At 39.7% G+C, this 15817-nt stretch carries 17 protein-coding genes; 4 read left to right on the top strand and 13 right to left on the bottom strand.

Going from position 1 to position 15817, the window contains the following annotated elements; genetic code table 11:
* Positions 1–205 precede the first annotated feature (205 nt).
* From FZF08_RS16385 to FZF08_RS16375, 3 genes are all read right to left on the bottom strand, one after another.
* Positions 206–574: a four helix bundle protein gene (locus FZF08_RS16385; RefSeq protein ID WP_159470664.1), complete on the bottom strand. Its 369-nt coding sequence runs from the start codon at positions 572–574 to the stop codon at positions 206–208.
* A 205-nt stretch (positions 575–779) separates the two neighbouring features.
* Positions 780–1925, bottom strand: coding sequence for a Gfo/Idh/MocA family protein (locus FZF08_RS16380; protein ID WP_159470663.1), 1146 nt, complete (start codon positions 1923–1925; stop codon positions 780–782).
* Positions 1926–2032: 107 nt separating this feature from the next.
* Positions 2033–3163, bottom strand: a complete 1131-nt coding sequence (locus FZF08_RS16375; RefSeq protein ID WP_159471096.1) for a Gfo/Idh/MocA family protein — start codon at positions 3161–3163, stop codon at positions 2033–2035.
* A gap of 256 nt (positions 3164–3419) precedes the next feature.
* Between FZF08_RS16375 and FZF08_RS16370 the strand changes: the two genes are divergently transcribed.
* Entirely contained in the window at positions 3420–4664 is a 1245-nt protein-coding gene (locus FZF08_RS16370; RefSeq protein ID WP_159470661.1) for a sugar MFS transporter, read from the top strand.
* A gap of 239 nt (positions 4665–4903) precedes the next feature.
* Here FZF08_RS16370 and FZF08_RS16365 read toward each other — a convergent pair whose 3' ends face one another.
* The gene (locus tag FZF08_RS16365) at positions 4904–7312 is read right to left on the bottom strand and encodes an endonuclease MutS2 (RefSeq protein ID WP_159470659.1); all 2409 of its coding nucleotides are present in this window, start codon (positions 7310–7312) and stop codon (positions 4904–4906) included.
* A 61-nt stretch (positions 7313–7373) separates the two neighbouring features.
* Complete coding sequence (locus tag FZF08_RS16360) at positions 7374–7892, bottom strand: hypothetical protein (protein ID WP_159470657.1); 519 nt, start codon at positions 7890–7892, stop codon at positions 7374–7376.
* A 249-nt stretch (positions 7893–8141) separates the two neighbouring features.
* Between FZF08_RS16360 and FZF08_RS16355 the strand changes: the two genes are divergently transcribed.
* On the top strand, positions 8142–8438 hold the full coding sequence (locus FZF08_RS16355) for an iron-sulfur cluster assembly accessory protein (protein WP_159470655.1): 297 nt from the start codon (positions 8142–8144) through the stop codon (positions 8436–8438).
* A gap of 24 nt (positions 8439–8462) precedes the next feature.
* Here FZF08_RS16355 and FZF08_RS16350 read toward each other — a convergent pair whose 3' ends face one another.
* Positions 8463–9041, bottom strand: a complete 579-nt coding sequence (locus FZF08_RS16350) for an HNH endonuclease (protein WP_159470653.1) — start codon at positions 9039–9041, stop codon at positions 8463–8465.
* A gap of 133 nt (positions 9042–9174) precedes the next feature.
* Between FZF08_RS16350 and FZF08_RS16345 the strand changes: the two genes are divergently transcribed.
* Complete coding sequence (locus tag FZF08_RS16345) at positions 9175–9534, top strand: CoA-binding protein (protein ID WP_159470651.1); 360 nt, start codon at positions 9175–9177, stop codon at positions 9532–9534.
* Between the two features lie 103 nt (positions 9535–9637).
* Here FZF08_RS16345 and FZF08_RS16340 read toward each other — a convergent pair whose 3' ends face one another.
* From FZF08_RS16340 to FZF08_RS16310, 7 genes are all read right to left on the bottom strand, one after another.
* Positions 9638–10639, bottom strand: coding sequence for a 3-oxoacyl-ACP synthase III family protein (locus FZF08_RS16340; RefSeq protein WP_159470649.1), 1002 nt, complete (start codon positions 10637–10639; stop codon positions 9638–9640).
* Positions 10640–10771: 132 nt separating this feature from the next.
* On the bottom strand, positions 10772–11473 hold the full coding sequence (gene pssA, locus FZF08_RS16335; RefSeq protein ID WP_159470647.1) for a CDP-diacylglycerol--serine O-phosphatidyltransferase: 702 nt from the start codon (positions 11471–11473) through the stop codon (positions 10772–10774).
* Between the two features lie 95 nt (positions 11474–11568).
* Positions 11569–12207 (bottom strand): MBL fold metallo-hydrolase, encoded by a 639-nt coding sequence (locus FZF08_RS16330; protein ID WP_159470645.1) that lies wholly within the window; start codon positions 12205–12207, stop codon positions 11569–11571.
* Between the two features lie 72 nt (positions 12208–12279).
* A complete protein-coding gene (locus tag FZF08_RS16325; protein WP_159470643.1) occupies positions 12280–12978 on the bottom strand; it encodes a hypothetical protein in 699 nt (232 codons plus the stop codon).
* Between the two features lie 33 nt (positions 12979–13011).
* The gene (locus tag FZF08_RS16320) at positions 13012–13707 is read right to left on the bottom strand and encodes a hypothetical protein (RefSeq protein ID WP_159470641.1); all 696 of its coding nucleotides are present in this window, start codon (positions 13705–13707) and stop codon (positions 13012–13014) included.
* 59 nt (positions 13708–13766) lie between these two features.
* A complete protein-coding gene (locus tag FZF08_RS16315; RefSeq protein WP_159470639.1) occupies positions 13767–14474 on the bottom strand; it encodes a hypothetical protein in 708 nt (235 codons plus the stop codon).
* Positions 14475–14614: 140 nt separating this feature from the next.
* Positions 14615–15319: an SAM-dependent methyltransferase gene (locus FZF08_RS16310; protein ID WP_159470637.1), complete on the bottom strand. Its 705-nt coding sequence runs from the start codon at positions 15317–15319 to the stop codon at positions 14615–14617.
* Positions 15320–15385: 66 nt separating this feature from the next.
* Here FZF08_RS16310 and FZF08_RS16305 point away from each other — a divergent pair, with 66 nt between their 5' ends.
* On the top strand, positions 15386–15817 hold the full coding sequence (locus tag FZF08_RS16305) for a hypothetical protein (RefSeq protein ID WP_159470635.1): 432 nt from the start codon (positions 15386–15388) through the stop codon (positions 15815–15817).

The following is a 15817-nucleotide window of genomic DNA, read 5'->3' as shown; positions in this document are numbered from 1 at the left end:
AACGGCTTGAACTGCTTCTGGCATCCGCTTTAATTTTTAATGATAGATTGAGTGAATGATAGAATGGCGGGAACAAACTTAATTTCTTGAACCGGAACTTAATTTGAGGTAATTTTTTAAAATTTCCCAAACTAAGTCATTCAAATCAAAGAAAATCGAACGAGCCAAATATTCACTCATTCTATCATTCACTCACTCTATCATTTTAATGATGGCTAGAATTGCTTCTGGCTTTGGATAGAATTTTTAAAATTTCTTCTGCTTCATTCATTAAACTTGTAATTTTTTCCAGAGGTAAAATTTCTGATTCTGAAATTATTTCCAGCCAAAATAAAGATTCATCCGCTTCTTCAACTGTTATACTTAGCTTGGCGAAAAATTCTCTGTTACTTCTGGCTCTACACACCGCCCGATAATTTGCTCCTACCGAAGATGCTGATCTTAGAAATTGTTTTCCAATTATTCTGGCCTCTTCCGAGGAAGGCAAAGCTTTAAACAACTTTATACTTCGTAAAACAAATTGCTTGGTTCTGTCTTTAAAAGTATTGATAAATTCTTCTTTAGTGTGTGTCATTATAATGTTGAATGATAGAATGAGTGAATGATAGAATGGCGAGGAATAAACTTAATGGCTTGAATTGCTTTTGGTAAGAGATAGATCGTTACTTTTTCCTCAGAAGATTATTTATATCAGAGGAAATCGAATGAGCTAATTATTCACTCATTCTATCATTCACTCACTCTATCATTTTTCCCTTCTATCATTCACTAATTCAAAATTAAATAGCCACCCAAGCTTGCTTCTTGTTACTTTCCAAAATTCTTTCACAGATCAAAAGCTCACGGTATCCGTCAGCGAATGTTGGGAAAGTTGGGTTTTCCGGTTGTTTGCCTTCGGCGATGGCCGCGTAAACTTCCTTGAACATTTGTTTGGAAGTATCCGGAAAACCTTCGTTGTGTCCGCCTGGAAATGTAATTAATGAGCGAACGTCGTCATTAACAAGTGAGGGATCGCGCATTAAAATTTCATTGCTTTTATCGCGGTTACCAATCCACATTTCATTTGGCGCTTCGGAAGTCCAGTTGAAAGTTTTCTTAGAACCTGAAATTTCCAGAGTCATACGGTTTTTACGACCTGCTGAAACCTGAGAAACAGTGATAACACCTTTACTCCCGTTGTCGAAACGAAGAAGTACGTTTGCGTGATCCTCTGTTGTGATAGGTACATCAGCATAATCTTCCGGCTGAAGCATTTTTCCGGAATAGGTTTCTACCGGCTTCAAAGGTTTTTTACGGGTTTTGTGAATGGTGTTAAAATCTGCAAGAACTTCAACCGTTTTCAAGCCAGTAATGTATTCAAGAATATCCATCAAGTGGGAACCGATATCAGCAATCGCCCGGGAATCACCGGATTTGTCTGGTTCAAGACGCCAGTTGTAATCTGTTTCGTAAAACAGCCAGTCTTGAAGATAAGAACCGATGAAAGAATAAATTTCTCCCAATTCTCCACGCTCACGCATCGACTTCATTTGACGAGCCAATGGGTAGTAGCGCAAGTTGAAATGCACAGCATTTACCAGACCGGTTTTTGCAGCAAGTTCAACCAGTTCTTCGGCTTCAACTAAATCTTTGGCAAGCGGTTTTTCACAAATAACATGTTTTCCAGCCAATAAAGCGGCTTTCGACTGTGAATAGTGAAGGAAGTTAGGTGTACAGATATGGATAACGGTAATATCATCCTGCTTTAATAATTCATCGAAGGTATAAGAACGGGCAATACCTAATCCATCTGCTTTCTGTTTTGCAATTTCTGCGGTCACTTCGCAAAGAGCGGCAACTTCTACATTCGGTAAGCGTCTTAAAGCTTCGATATGGGCAGGACCAATAAAACCGGTTCCAACTACACCAACTTTTATTTTATTCATAAACCTGGTAAAAAGTGAAAGGTGAAAATTATTTCTAAATGTGGATAACCTAATTATAAAGAAGACCGGAATGGTTTCCGATCTTCAAATACGAATTCGTTTACTATCTACTCAAAAGTTGTCCACTTTGTGTCAGACTTATCTGACGCCAGAACGGTTTCAACGAATTTCATTCCGCGCAAACCATCTTGTGCACTAGGGAAATCATAAACAGGATCTGCCTTTCTGCCTTCCTGATACGCACGAACGTGAATGGCAAAATTCCGGTAAAGATTAGCGAAAGCCTCAAAATATCCTTCCGGATGACCTGCTGGAATACGTGTATGAACCTGTGCAGCTTTTGATAAATTTCCGACACCGGTACGGATATGTCTTACACCTTGCTGTGTTTTATGGATTAAGGTATTAGGCTCCATTTGTCTCCATTGCAACCCGCCGGTCTCTCCATAAACACGAATATTCAAATCGTTTTCTTCTCCGTTTGCAATCTGGCTATCTTGTAAAATACCTTTTGCTCCGTTGTTGAAACGCAATAAAACATTGGCATCATCGTCAAGCTGGCGACCTTCAACAAAAATGGTGAGATCGGCACAAAGTTGAGTGATTTTTAATCCGGTGATATATTCGGCCAGGTTTTCAGCATGCGTTCCAATATCGCCAAGGCTTCCGCCCGCTCCGGATTTACTCGGATCGGTACGCCATGCAGCTTGTTTGTTGCCAGTAACTTCAACCATTGTTGAAAGCCATCCCTGCGGATATTCCACGATTACTTTCCGTACTTTTCCTATCGCGCCGGAAGCAATCATTTCTTTTGCCTCTTTTACCATCGGATAACCTGTGTAATTATGTGTCAGACAGAAAACGAGGCCGGTTTTTTCAACCAGCGCAACAATTTCTTCTGCTTCTTTTACATTAAGTGTTATTGGCTTATCGCATACCACGTGGAAACCGTTCTCAAGAGCCAGTTTCGTAGGTGATGCATGTACGTGATTGGGAGTAACAACAGAAATGAAGTCCATCCGTTCCCCTTCCGGAAGCTGCTTTTCTTTAAGGATCATTTCCTCAAAGTTTGCATAAACGCGGTCTTCCGGCAAATAAAGGGCTTTTCCGGTCTCTTTCGATTTTTCGGGAGACGAGCTGAAAGCACCGCAAACCAGTTCAATTTCTCCATCCATGATAGCCGCACGGCGGTGAACTCCTCCGATAAAAGCATCAAGTGTTCCTCCCACCATACCCATCCTTATCTTTCGTGACATTCCTCTGGGTTTAAAGTTTCAAAAAGATTTTATACTTATAAAGAGTAGTATCTGTTACTCTTACTTCTTACAAAGATATATTTAACACAGAAAAAATATGTCTCTCTGTAAAGATAGAGTAGTATAATTGACGAGTATTTGTTTTTTTTGTGAAAATCTTATACAATTTCATTGTCATAATGTTCGTAATTAGTCACTCTCATAATTTTAACCTTTAACTTATTTAATTTTTCTACGCATGGCTCAACCAGTAAATAGCTCACGGCTTTTCAATGCAAGCTGTTTTGCACTTATTACAACCGCTTTTTCATTTGGTATCCGCGCGGGTATCCTTACAGAACTTGGCGAAAAATTCAGTCTGTCCGGCGAGCAGCTGGGATTTATTAATTCCATGGCATTTTTTGGTTTTCCAATCGCCATGATCGTGTTTGGAGCTTTGTACAATGTTGTTGGGCCTAAAAGAATTATTTACGTAACTTTTATAAGTCATGCGTTAGGTATTGTATTGACTATTTATGCACAAGGTTTCTGGGGTTTACTAATCTCTACTTTTTTCATCGGTTTTGGAAATGGATGTACAGAAGCTGCCTGTAACCCGATGATCGCCGATACATATTCAGGAAGTAAGCTGAATAAGATGATGAACCGCTTTCACATGTGGTTCCCTGGCGGAATTGTGGTAGGTAGTCTTATCTCGAAATTCATGACGGATTATGGCTTCAACTGGCAGGCTCAAATGTGGGTTATTGCTATTCCTGCTGTTATTTATGCATTCCTTTTCTGGGGACAGACTTTCCCTGTTAGCAAAGTGGAAGCAAATACTGCCGGAAACTTCAAGGCAATGCTTTCTCCGCTTTATATCTTTATCATGGTTGCAATGGCATTTACTGCAATTTCTGAATTCGGTCCGGAACAATGGGTTGGTCCAATCCTTGGGAAAGTTGGTGCAAGTCCAATGATTATTTTGGTTTGTGTAACAGGTTTAATGGCTGTTGGTCGTTTCTTTGCAGGACCAATTGTTCACCGTTTGAATCCTATTACTATCCTTTTAAGTTCGACTGTTATGGCTGCCATTGGAATTTATCTGATGAGTATCGCAACAGGAGGTCTTGTTTATTTTGCAGCGATGTTGTTTGCGGTAGGTGTGTGTTATTTCTGGCCAACGATGCTTGGTTTTGTAGCGGAATATATGCCACGTACAGGAGCGTTTGGATTATCAATCGTTGGCGGAATGGGAATGTTCTCTACTTCGATGTTCCAGCCTATTATCGGGAGATGGCTTGATAATGAAAAAGGGGTTCAGGCTGCAGCTGGCGTTACTGGTGATGCGGCTGAATTGGCAGCTGGTCAGGCGACTTTACAAAATATGATTATGTTCCCACTTGTTGCTTTGGTAATGTTTATCGTGCTTTATTTCTGGATTGGAAATAAGAGACCGGTTTATGTTGATCAGACGGAAATATTGAAATCGCCGCAATTGTAATTTTGGGCGACGGGTTGGACTTACGTTGGGGCGACCCTCGTGGTCGCCCTATTCCCGGAGGCAAGGACTATCCATTATCCAGATTTCCGAATCAACCAGATTTCCTAAAAATCAAAAAAGTCAGCTCATCGGCTGACTTTTTTGATTTTGTTATTTTCTCGAATAGAGCTTTGTTGTCAGTTCCGGGTCAGCACAAGGCGTGACCCCTACGTGGCAACATCGAAAATCCTGGGAATAAATTATTTCAATTTCACGATTGTTACACCTGCACCGCCGCGATCTGCATGTTCATCCTGCATTCCAGCAACGTGAGAATAACCCCTTAAATGATTTCTGACAAGTGTTCTTAAAATTCCGTCACCTTTGCCGTGAACAACACGCAGCTCATCGTAGCCGAGCATTATGGCATTGTCCATGAAAGAATCCAGTACACCTAAGGCTTCTTCTCCACGTTTTCCGCGAATATCCAGATTGAAACTGAAATTCATCATTCTTTCATTCAGATCGACACCTTTGGAAACTGTTTTTAGTTTCTTTTCGCCGGTTGCTTCCTTGTATGTTCTGTTTGAAACTTTTTCAAGACGGTTCAATTTAATATTTGATTTCAAATCACCAATCCGTATTTCTACGTCTTTGCCTTTTAAAGCCAATACTTCACCAATGGCAGTCTGCCCGATAACACGTACATAACTTCCGATGATTATCGCTCCATCTTCCGGCTCAAAAACACTATCTTCTGATGGAAGTTCTTCAACTTCTTCCAGTTTCAAATTCTTTTTGCCAAAATTTTCCAGCGTGGTACGTACTGTTTTTGTTTTTTCTTTTTCGGCCTTGTTTTCTTTTATTTCGCGGATTGTATTTTCAATCAGCTGATTCGCGTCAGAAAGTAAGTTTTTGGCTTTTTGCTTTGCATCATTTACAAGCTTTTTCTCGTTGTTTTCCAGATTGGATTTCAGCTTGGTATATTCCGAAAGTTGCTGTGCAGCTTTTCTTTCCTTAATCCCCAGTTCAATATTTTTCTCTGCAAAAACCTTACGTTCAATATCCAGTTCTTTTAGTAATTTTTCAAAATTGACTTGCTGCGTGCCCAGTTTTTCTTTGGCGCGGTTGATCACGGTATTCGGTAAACCAATTTTTGAAGCAATTTCAAAAGCAAAAGAACTTCCCGGTCTTCCTATTTCTAACTGATAAATTGGTTCTAAATGTTCTCCGTCGAACCGCATCGCCCCATTAACCAACCCTTCTGTTTTATCAGCCAGGACTTTCAAATTGGTATAATGCGTATTGATTACACCATATGCACCTGACTTCGTCAGATCTTCTAAAATTGCTTCTGCAATCGCTCCGCCGAGTCCTGGCTCTGTTCCTGTTCCAAATTCATCGATGAGGAAAAGTGTCCTTTTATTGGCTAATGTAAGAAAATGTCGCATGTTGGTAAGATGTGAGCTATACGTACTCAAATCATTTTCCAGTGATTGCTCATCACCAATATCAATAAAAATATTTTGGAAAAATCCCATTGAAGAGCCGTCCGCCATTGGCACCAGAAGTCCGCATTGGTGCATGTACTGGATCAATCCAACTGTTTTTAATGAAACAGATTTTCCACCCGCATTTGGTCCGGAAACGATGAGGATCCTTTGTTTGTCCTGCAATTCAATATTCAGCGGAACAACTTTTTTTCCTTGTTTTTCAAAAGATAAATGCAATAATGGATGTCTTGCGTCTTTCCAGTCTATAAATTGTTTATTGACAAAAGTTGGATTGGTTGCATTCATCTGAATAGCAATCTTCGCTTTTGCGCGTAAGAAATCCATTAATCCTAAAAACGAATATGCTTTTTGAAGATCAGGCACAAAAGGCCTTAGTTGATCCGTCAAATGCATCAAAATTCGGTTTATTTCCCGGCGTTCTTCATATTCCAGTTCACGGATTTCATTGTTGGATTCGAAAACGTCCGTTGGTTCTATAAAAACCGTTTGTCCGGTAGAGGATTCGTCATGAATAAATCCTTTCAGTTTTCGCTTGTGTTCGGCCGCTAATGGAATTACCATCCGGCCATTTCTGACTGTTAAAGAAACATCTTCACTAATCCAGCCGCTGCTTTTGGCACTGCGAAGCATGGTATCCAGTTTTTTTCGGATACCGGCCTGCTCGGAAATTAATTTTTTTCTGATCCGGGAAAGTTCAGGAGAAGCAGTATCACGAATTTGTCCACGGTCGTCAATAATTTTATCAATCGAATCTGTAATCGCTTTATCAACACGGACCGTTTTGGCATATTCACTTAAAAGAGGAAATGACTCAGGTTCCTGATTAGCAAAAAAGCGCAGACAAAGACGGATCGTTTGCAAGGATGCTTTTAAATCTGAAAATTCTTCCAGTGTTAGCAGCATGCCTTCAATACTTGCACGTTTCAGATATGGTGTTGCATCGATATAATTTTGAGAAGGGAAATCTTCTCCGATTTCCAGTACCCGTTTCATTTCAGCTGTTTGGCTAACCAGTTTTTCAACCATACCAAAATTGTCTGAGAAACGAATTTTTTCGACAAAACTACGCCCCAATGGACTAATACACGCTTCTTTCAATAATTCGCGCAGTTTGTCAAAACCTAATTTTTGTTCTATTGTATTTGGGTATAACATTCTTATAATTCTGATTTTGAAAAAGTCTGTTATATTTTCCGACAGACAGTTATTCTTTCTTTTAAAATAATCTCTGGATTTCTTCCTTCACAAACTTTAAGGCATGTGTTGTAGGCTGTATTTCCTGCTGAATCACCTGCGCAAATATTTTTTTAGCAAGTTCCGAAGCGGGAGCTTCTGCATCCACGTCAACAGCTGCCTGGTTAATAATCGAAACAATTTCATTCATCGCGTTTGAAACTTGTCCCCAGGCGTCAATGCTGATATAAATTTGCTGAGCAAGATTATGATTGTACTCCTCACGGATTTCATACAACAGAATTTGCTGTAATTCAAGAGCGTTGCCGGCAGATGCCACTACTCTCAACAACAGATTATTAGGTGTAATTCGTTCTAAAAACAGACACATGCGTTCGTAAGCCTGCAAACGAAGCGGTAATGTGATCTCAATATTTTTGCTGCGGATATCATTTTTTTGTTTGTCAAAAACTTTTTCTGCGACTGTCGTAATGGTCAGATACATACCATAAGTTACAATGGCCCCAAGTATCAGAACGGTAATGAGTGAGTAGTACTCCATAGCTTTATTTAATAGTATTTTGTAACGCATCAAAGTGCGAAATTACAAGATAACTGAAAATTAGAAGGAAGAAATTGAATTAAATACGAATTCAAAAAACATAAATGCTGTTAACTTGTAGCAAACCTCAGTATTTGCCGGTTATTTTCCGGGATGATACCAAGGTTTGCCTAAGTTTATTTGATCCTTTCAAGATCTGTAATTGTCTATTTAGCAGTTACATTTTGAATGGTAATTATTATGTGATTCATGGAGAACCCGATTCAAATTACAGACAAGGCCAAGCTTGAAATTGTCACCACGCTGGAAGCGAATAAGATTCCTGACACCTACGGTTTGAGGGTAGGGTTGCGCGGTGGTGGATGCAGCGGAACATTTTTATTGGGGTTTGATACCCCATCAGAATTTGACCAGATTTACAGAATTGACGGTGTTAAAGTAATTATTGACAAGAGGCATTTAATGTACGTTCTTGGTGTTTTGGTTGACTACGAGGAAGGGATGAACGGAAGCGGTTATACGGTTTCTTCCCTGGATAAGAAATAAAATCCCCACTTTTTCCATTTTCTTCTAATCTTCGATCGTAACATGTTTCCAGTTTTCCCCGGAACGTATCCTGTTAAGCTGCGTGTGTGTAATTCCAAATTGCTTTGCAATCATTTTTAAACGGTTATTGTCGTTTTTAAGCAGCTTTTTAATGATTCGTACTTTACTTTCTGTCAGTTTATAATTTTTAGTACGACGCGGAATCACACGATTGATGAAAGCAGGATTTTCACGGTTGTGATCAATCATTTCCGTTTTTGTAACCCATCTCAGGTTTTCGTAATAATTGTTTTGTTTTTCGTAATCGGTATGAATTACAAAACCGTGATCGTCACTTGCTTTGTCAACAAAGTTCTCAGCAACTAGTTTATGCACATAGCGATTGATCGTTTTTCCTCCCGTAACACGTATATTTAGAGAGCGATAACCCTGAATCACAGATCCTTTGATGATAGCTCCATCCTTTGGATTGTTTTGAAAACTTTTCAATCTTCCATAGTTAGAAACCTCATAGTGCGGAGCATTTTCTATTTCTCCGAACTTAATCACAGCCCATTTCTCATTCCAAAAACTCCGGCTTATAGTTGGCGTTGGCTCATTCATTGTTTGACCTTCGATTTTAAATTATAATTTTTTAATTTTTTTGTTAACAAGTAATATCTGCATAAAGAAAACTTAATGCCAGGAATGAATGTTTTGAGTTAAAGTGTTTAAACAATTTTTTCAATTGAAAGAAATGAAACGTACGCTTATAATTGGTGCTTCCGCTAATCCTTCCAGATATTCATTTTTGGCGGCAAGGAAACTTAATTCCCTGGATCATCCTGTTGTGCTTCTTGGAAGAAGGAAAGGACTTGTTGATGATCAGGAAATCCATGTTGAACCGATTATCTGGGAGGATATCGACACGGTTACCTTGTACATCAATCCAAGTATTCAACCTTCTTACTACGACTATATAATTTCATTGAACCCAAAACGTGTAATATTTAACCCTGGTACAGAAAACCAGGAATTTGAGAACATGTTGGTTGCTAAAAATATCGTACCAGTGGAAGCATGCACTTTGGTGATGCTGTCAACAGGTCAGTATTAGTAATTAAAGAGGGGAGTATGGATAAAAGACAGGGTTTCTGTCTTTTTTACTTTTTACAAATTTACTTTTCTATTTTCTTATTTTAATAAAGTTTTCCTTTTTTTTACCATCTGATTAACGCCGAAGCCCAGGTAAACCCGCTTCCAAAAGCAGCCAGACAAACCAGATCTCCTTCTTTAATTCTATCTTGTTCCCATGCCTCTGCCATTGCAATTGGAATTGACGCAGCCGTTGTATTTCCAAAACGCTGAATATTGTTGATCACCTGCTCTTCAGATAAACCCATTTGCTGACGTACATAATCACTTATCCTGATATTTGCCTGATGTGGCACAAGTACATTCACATCGTCGGAAGTAAATCCGTTGGCTTCCAATGCTTCATTAATAACTTCTCCAAAACGGACAATGGCATGTTTGAAAACGGTGTTTCCATTCATATGTACGTTAAAACCGCCTTCTTCAATCATTTTTGCGGTGGCTGTTCTGCCAGGCCTGCTGCTTCCGGGTTCCTTTACGTAAAGATCTTCGGCAAATCTGCCGTCTGCGTGTAAATGCGTTGATAAAATGCGATGATGCGGATCTTCGGTGGCCTGTAAAACTGCTGCTCCTGCGCCGTCTCCGAAAATCACAGCAGTATTTCTCCCTGCGGTACTTTTGTCGATCCAGGATGACTGAATTTCCGAACCTACCACAAGCGCGGTTTTATACATACCAGATTTTATAAACTGGTCCGCAATGGAAAGTGCATAAACAAATCCTGAACACTGCTGACGGATGTCGATAACCGGTTTCCCATCCATCCCCAATTCGCGCTGCATTAAAAACGCAGAACCGGGAAAAAAGTAATCAGGTGTGATCGTGGCATACACAATAACATCAACATTATCAGCCGTTAATCCGGCCCGTTCAAGTGCCTGACGCGATGCCGCCGCCGCCATGCTGTAATTGGTATCTTTTCCGTGTTCAAAATAACGACGTTCCTTGATGCCGGTTCTTTCCTGTATCCATTCATCGGATGTATCCATCCATTGGGTAAGGTCATTATTGGTAATAATATTGTCAGGAACGTAATAGCCAAGGCCGGTGATACGCGAAAATGTCATGCAGAATTTGATTTGGTATTTTAAGCGACTTGAAAGAATTGATCCGCAGGTTTTATCTTGTTTGAACCAAAAACTGAAAATTTCATTCTCTCCGAATTTGCAAATTTGCAACAAAAAGTAATTGTTACCAATTTATGCCTTCTTTTCTACCATATTAGCGGCGACCGAAAGTCCCAGATAAGCAACAAAAATGATGGGAACAGCCAGGACTTTAAACAATAACAGTAAAACTACGGTTAGAATCATCAAGGAATAGCGTGCCTCATTTCCCTTCCAGCCAAACGATCTGAACTTCAATGCTAGCAGCTTAATTTCAGACACAAGCAGATAACATATGACAACGGTCAACATCAGCAAATTATTGGTATTGACGATCAACGGTTTCCAGGATTCGTCATTAAAAATAATTAGCGGTAAGGATGCAATCAGTAGGGCCGCGGCCGGTGTTGGAACACCAATAAAAGAATCACTTTGTCTCGGGTCATTATTAAATTTTGCAAGCCGGATTGCCGAGAATATGGCGATAAGAAAAGCCGGATATGCTTTCCAGATGCCCAATAGATCTGGAATACTCTGCATCAACAACTGGTAAATAATGATGGATGGCAGCAATCCAAATGTAACCATATCGGCCAGAGAATCAAGATCTCTTCCAATTGGAGAGCTCACTTTTAATAATCTCGCGGCAAAACCATCGAAAAAATCAAAAATCAGCGCGATACCGATAAGCCAGCAAGAAATTACAATATTATTATGAAACGCCTCTACCACGCCAATACATCCGCAAAGCAGATTCAGGCAGGTCAGAACGTTTGGAATATGTCTGTTAAACATTTTTAAATTTCAATACAAAAGTTAGAGGTGCGGGATGACAAAGGAAATTATAAAATCAGAAGTATTCTGTACCGGTTTGAATTTATAATATCATTCTAATTCAAAAAGGGGTTGTTTTTCTTTTCGAAACCGATTGTTGTCGGCTGCATGTGTCCCGCATAAACTGTGTAACCATCCGCAAGCGTAAAAAGTTTGGTACGGATGCTATCCAGTAAAATTTCCAAACTGCCCCCTGGAAGATCAGTCCGGCCAATACTTTGACGAAACAGTACATCTCCGCCAATCACAAATTGCTGTTCATCGTTGACAAAAGCGACATGGCCCGGCGCATGGCCTGGAACAAAAAGAATCCGCAAAGAAGAATCCCCGAAAGTTATCGTATCGCCTTCATCAAAATAAGAATCGATTTCCGGTTCGTCAAATTGGTTGAAACCATAATTGGATGCGTAAGTTTTCACGGCTTTCAACAAAGGTTCGTCGATGTGATGCAGGGAAAACGGAATATGGTATTTTGCTTTCACGGCAGCTACTCCCAAAACGTGATCTATGTGCGCATGGGTATTGATTATGCGGACCGGTTTCAGCTTATTGGTTTCAATATAATCGTAGAGTTCCTGAAATTCTGCTTTATCATAACAACCCGGATCAACGATCACTGCCTCGCCGGTTTCGTCATGCAGCACGTATGTATTTTCCGAAAATGGGTTGAAAACAAAAGATTTTATTTGTATCATTTTTTCAATCGTAAGGTTTAGGATGCGGCCCGGGATAATCGCGAAGTTACAAAACAGATCGCAAACTGAATTTTATTCAATTGGCTTTTCGCCTACTGCCGTGTAAATCCGGTCATAATAAAGTTGTATCAAACCCTTATAACTGGTTTCCGCGCCAACGCAAAGCCATATTTCTCCTGCCGCATTCGGTTTTACTTCCACTGCCAAATTTGCATTTGTCCTGACAATACTTCTGTAAGCCACAGAATCCAACCCGTTTCCAGCCGTTCCCAGGTACATCATTTCTGCTCCACTTTTGGAAAGAGCACCAAGTTCCAGGTTGGTATTGTAATAATTGCTGCCCAGCTTTTTGACAGGTTCATTTGGAGAAGCACCAGCTTTAATAAAAATGCGCCTTCCTGCGGATCCAACCGTGTCCGGGTAATTTGTTCCAATATTAATTTCGTAAGCTACCTTATATGTTAATGCCGGATTCAAGCCAGTAATTTTCTTTTTGATAAATAAAAAAAGGCTGTCACCAATGTTTTTACCGGAAACGCTTAATCCTCGCGACGAACTGTCCGAGGATCCAGGGATTTTTCCTTGTTTGATTGAAAATGCAATCGTATCCTGCTGGCCATTTTTATATAACGCGACATCACCAGTCCAGTCTTCGGTGTCACGTTGAAAAGAACTTATAAAAAATTTGATAGGTAAGGTGTCTGTTGTGCCTTTGCAGGTTACTAAAAATACTGACAAGATCAAACTTCCAAAAATCATCAACTTCTTCATACGCTTCAATGCTATCAGGCCAATAAAAAAAAATTACTGCTCGGTCAATACAACTTTTATATTGTCATAATAAAGAACCGTTTTTACTTTTTCTTGGGTATCTTCTCCCACACAAACCCATATCACTCCTTGTGCATCAGGTTTTACCAAAATATTTTTAGATGAACTGTTTCGGTTCACCAGCTGGTAAACTGCCCTTCCGATACCGTTTGTTATATTTCCTAAAATTGCCATTTCTGATCCATCAACATTCCAGAACCCTTTTTTTACTGACAAATTGTAATAACCGGATTTCAGAAGTTTGACGGGTTCATTCTGAGAAGCTCCTGCTTTCAGGTTTACTTTTCTTCCCGTAGCATTATCCAGGTCCGGATAATTTGTTCCTATATTTATATCAAAGGAAACATTGTAGGTTTTTTCAGGATTCAGGCCGACGATTTTCTTTTTGATAAACAGAAAAATACTGTCGCCAGTATTTGTAGCCTCCATTCTCAAACTGGATTTCAGGGAATCTATGGCTGCCGGTAATGAATCACGTTCCATCAGGAACGCAATTTTTGTAGTATCCTTTATATTGTATAAAGCGTAATCTCCGATCCAGTCTTCTGTATCTGTATCAAATTCAGAAATCATTGTTCTGACAGGATTTACGTCATTGCGTTTTTCAGCACTGCATCCGTACAGACTTAATAAAAGGACCAGTTTTGCCCACGTCAAATATTTCTTCATCAATTTTAAATCGCTTTGGGTAGACAAAACTAGTCGAAAATATGCAGATCAGTAACGAATCAATTTACCTTTTCAGTAATTGACACTTTAATTTTATCATAATAAAGTTTTGTCAATCCTTCAAAACCTGAATCTGTTCCTATACAAACCCAGATCGCTCCACTTGCATCGGCAGTAACAGTTACCGGTTTTGTCAGATTGTCACGCTTAACGATTGCGTAAGTATCTGTTTCCAAACCATTGGCAGCATTTCCAATATTGATCAAATCTTTTCCACCTTCAGACTGGATTCCTTTGTCAAGATTGAAAGTATAAAAACCGCTAACCAGTTTTGTCACTGGTTCAATGGCAGACGCACCTGCTTTAACAAACACCGAACTTCCCGCAGAGCCGCCAGCACCTAATCCACCCGAGGAAGAATTTGTGGCCAGGTCAATTTCAAAAGTCACGTTGTATTGAGAATTTGCCCTCAATCCGGTAATTTTCTTTTTCAGAAACATAAACATATCATCACTGCGGTTGTGACTTTGCAGCATGTAACCGTATGTTTTTGTATCCAGCGGCGTTGGTAAAGTGGTTCGGCCAAACCGGAATTCTATGGAGGATGTATCTGTTTCCGTACTATATTCGGAAAGAACACCAGTCCAGTCATCCGTATTTATTTCAAAATCCGAGGTAATCACTCTTCCGGAAACCGAATCATTGTCATCACATCCGGCCAACCCCAACATCAAGGCAAAACTTCCCAAAAACATCCATTTTTTCATCGCTACAATCATTTTGTAAATAATAACTAATCAATACTACTCTCCAGGAGTCAGGATTGCTGCGCTTGGTTGGAAAAGTAAAACCAGATTAGTTATGAAAAATGATTAATAGCTGACCGCCACCATTTTGAGAAAGAAAATTATCCTATCAGGAATATGGTTGGTTGTTTTTGTACGTCCGGAAAATTTTTCTTCCAGTATTTTACAGGATGTGTCTCAATAAACTCCTCAGATGAGGTAATGTTGGCAGCAACACAAAGCAAAGTTTCTGGCTGGGCAGCTTCGAGAATCGCTTCCAGAAATGAGCTGTTTCGGAAAGGAGTTTCCATGAAAATCTGTGTCTGATCTTTTTGTTTTACATCCCTTTCCAGTTGCTGAATTGCTTTTCTTCTTTCCATTTTGTCAATCGGCAGGTAACCATGAAAAGTAAAAGATTGTCCGCTAAAACCTGATGCCATCAAAGCCAATAAAATAGAAGAAGGACCTACAAGTGGTACCACGCGGATACCAATCTGATGTGCAAAATCTACTGCAACCGCACCGGGGTCGGCAACACCAGGACAACCCGCTTCGGATAATATGCCGGCATTTTGTGTCAGGCCCTTAACCTGAGCCATAGTAACGGAACGGGGTGTGTCTTTATGCAATTCAAAAAAAGTGATATTATCTATGACTTTGCCAAGTTTTAAGCTGCTGATAAAGCGCCTGGCGGTTCTGATATTTTCAACAAAAAAGACATCCACATTAGCAATGACGTCTTTAATCTGGGGGCTAAGTACCTGATCGTTTGTTCCTTCTGCGAGAACGGTTGGTATCAGGTACAGATGTATTGGGGACTGGTTCATGTATTTAATTTTTACCCATTTCCAACCTTTGTCTGTGGAAATGAATCTATTATGAAAAGATACTATATGAAACGTTTATTATACATTCCACTTTTACTGATTTTCTTACTTGGGTGCAAAAGTAATGAAAATGATAGTGCAACGCCTCAAAGTCTTGCATCATCTATTGAAGGCAAGTGGTTGATGACCGAAACGGAAGTTACCGTTAATGGTAAAAAAGTCTGGCAAACTGTCAATACGCTGACGCCTGTTTACCTGATTTTTCGCTCGGATGGCGTGATGCTGGATGGGGACGGAAAAGCCAGTTGCTGTGGGCCAAATGAATTAGTTATCAATGGGAATTCATTAAAAATTGTTCCTCAGTCGGAAGTTACGTACAGTCTGAATTGTGCCGCTGTCAATTGCGTTTCCTGCCCTGTTCTGGATATTGAATATTCCGGTAATCAAATGATCATTACTTATTGTATAGGTGGTAGAGTTAAATATATTAAAAACTGA

This window comes from Dyadobacter sp. 3J3 (genome assembly GCF_009801115.1).
In the GTDB taxonomy this organism is placed as follows: Bacteria; Bacteroidota; Bacteroidia; order Cytophagales; family Spirosomataceae; genus Dyadobacter.
The sequence above is the reverse complement of the archived record's forward strand: the minus strand, read 5'-3'. Positions and strand labels throughout refer to the sequence as shown.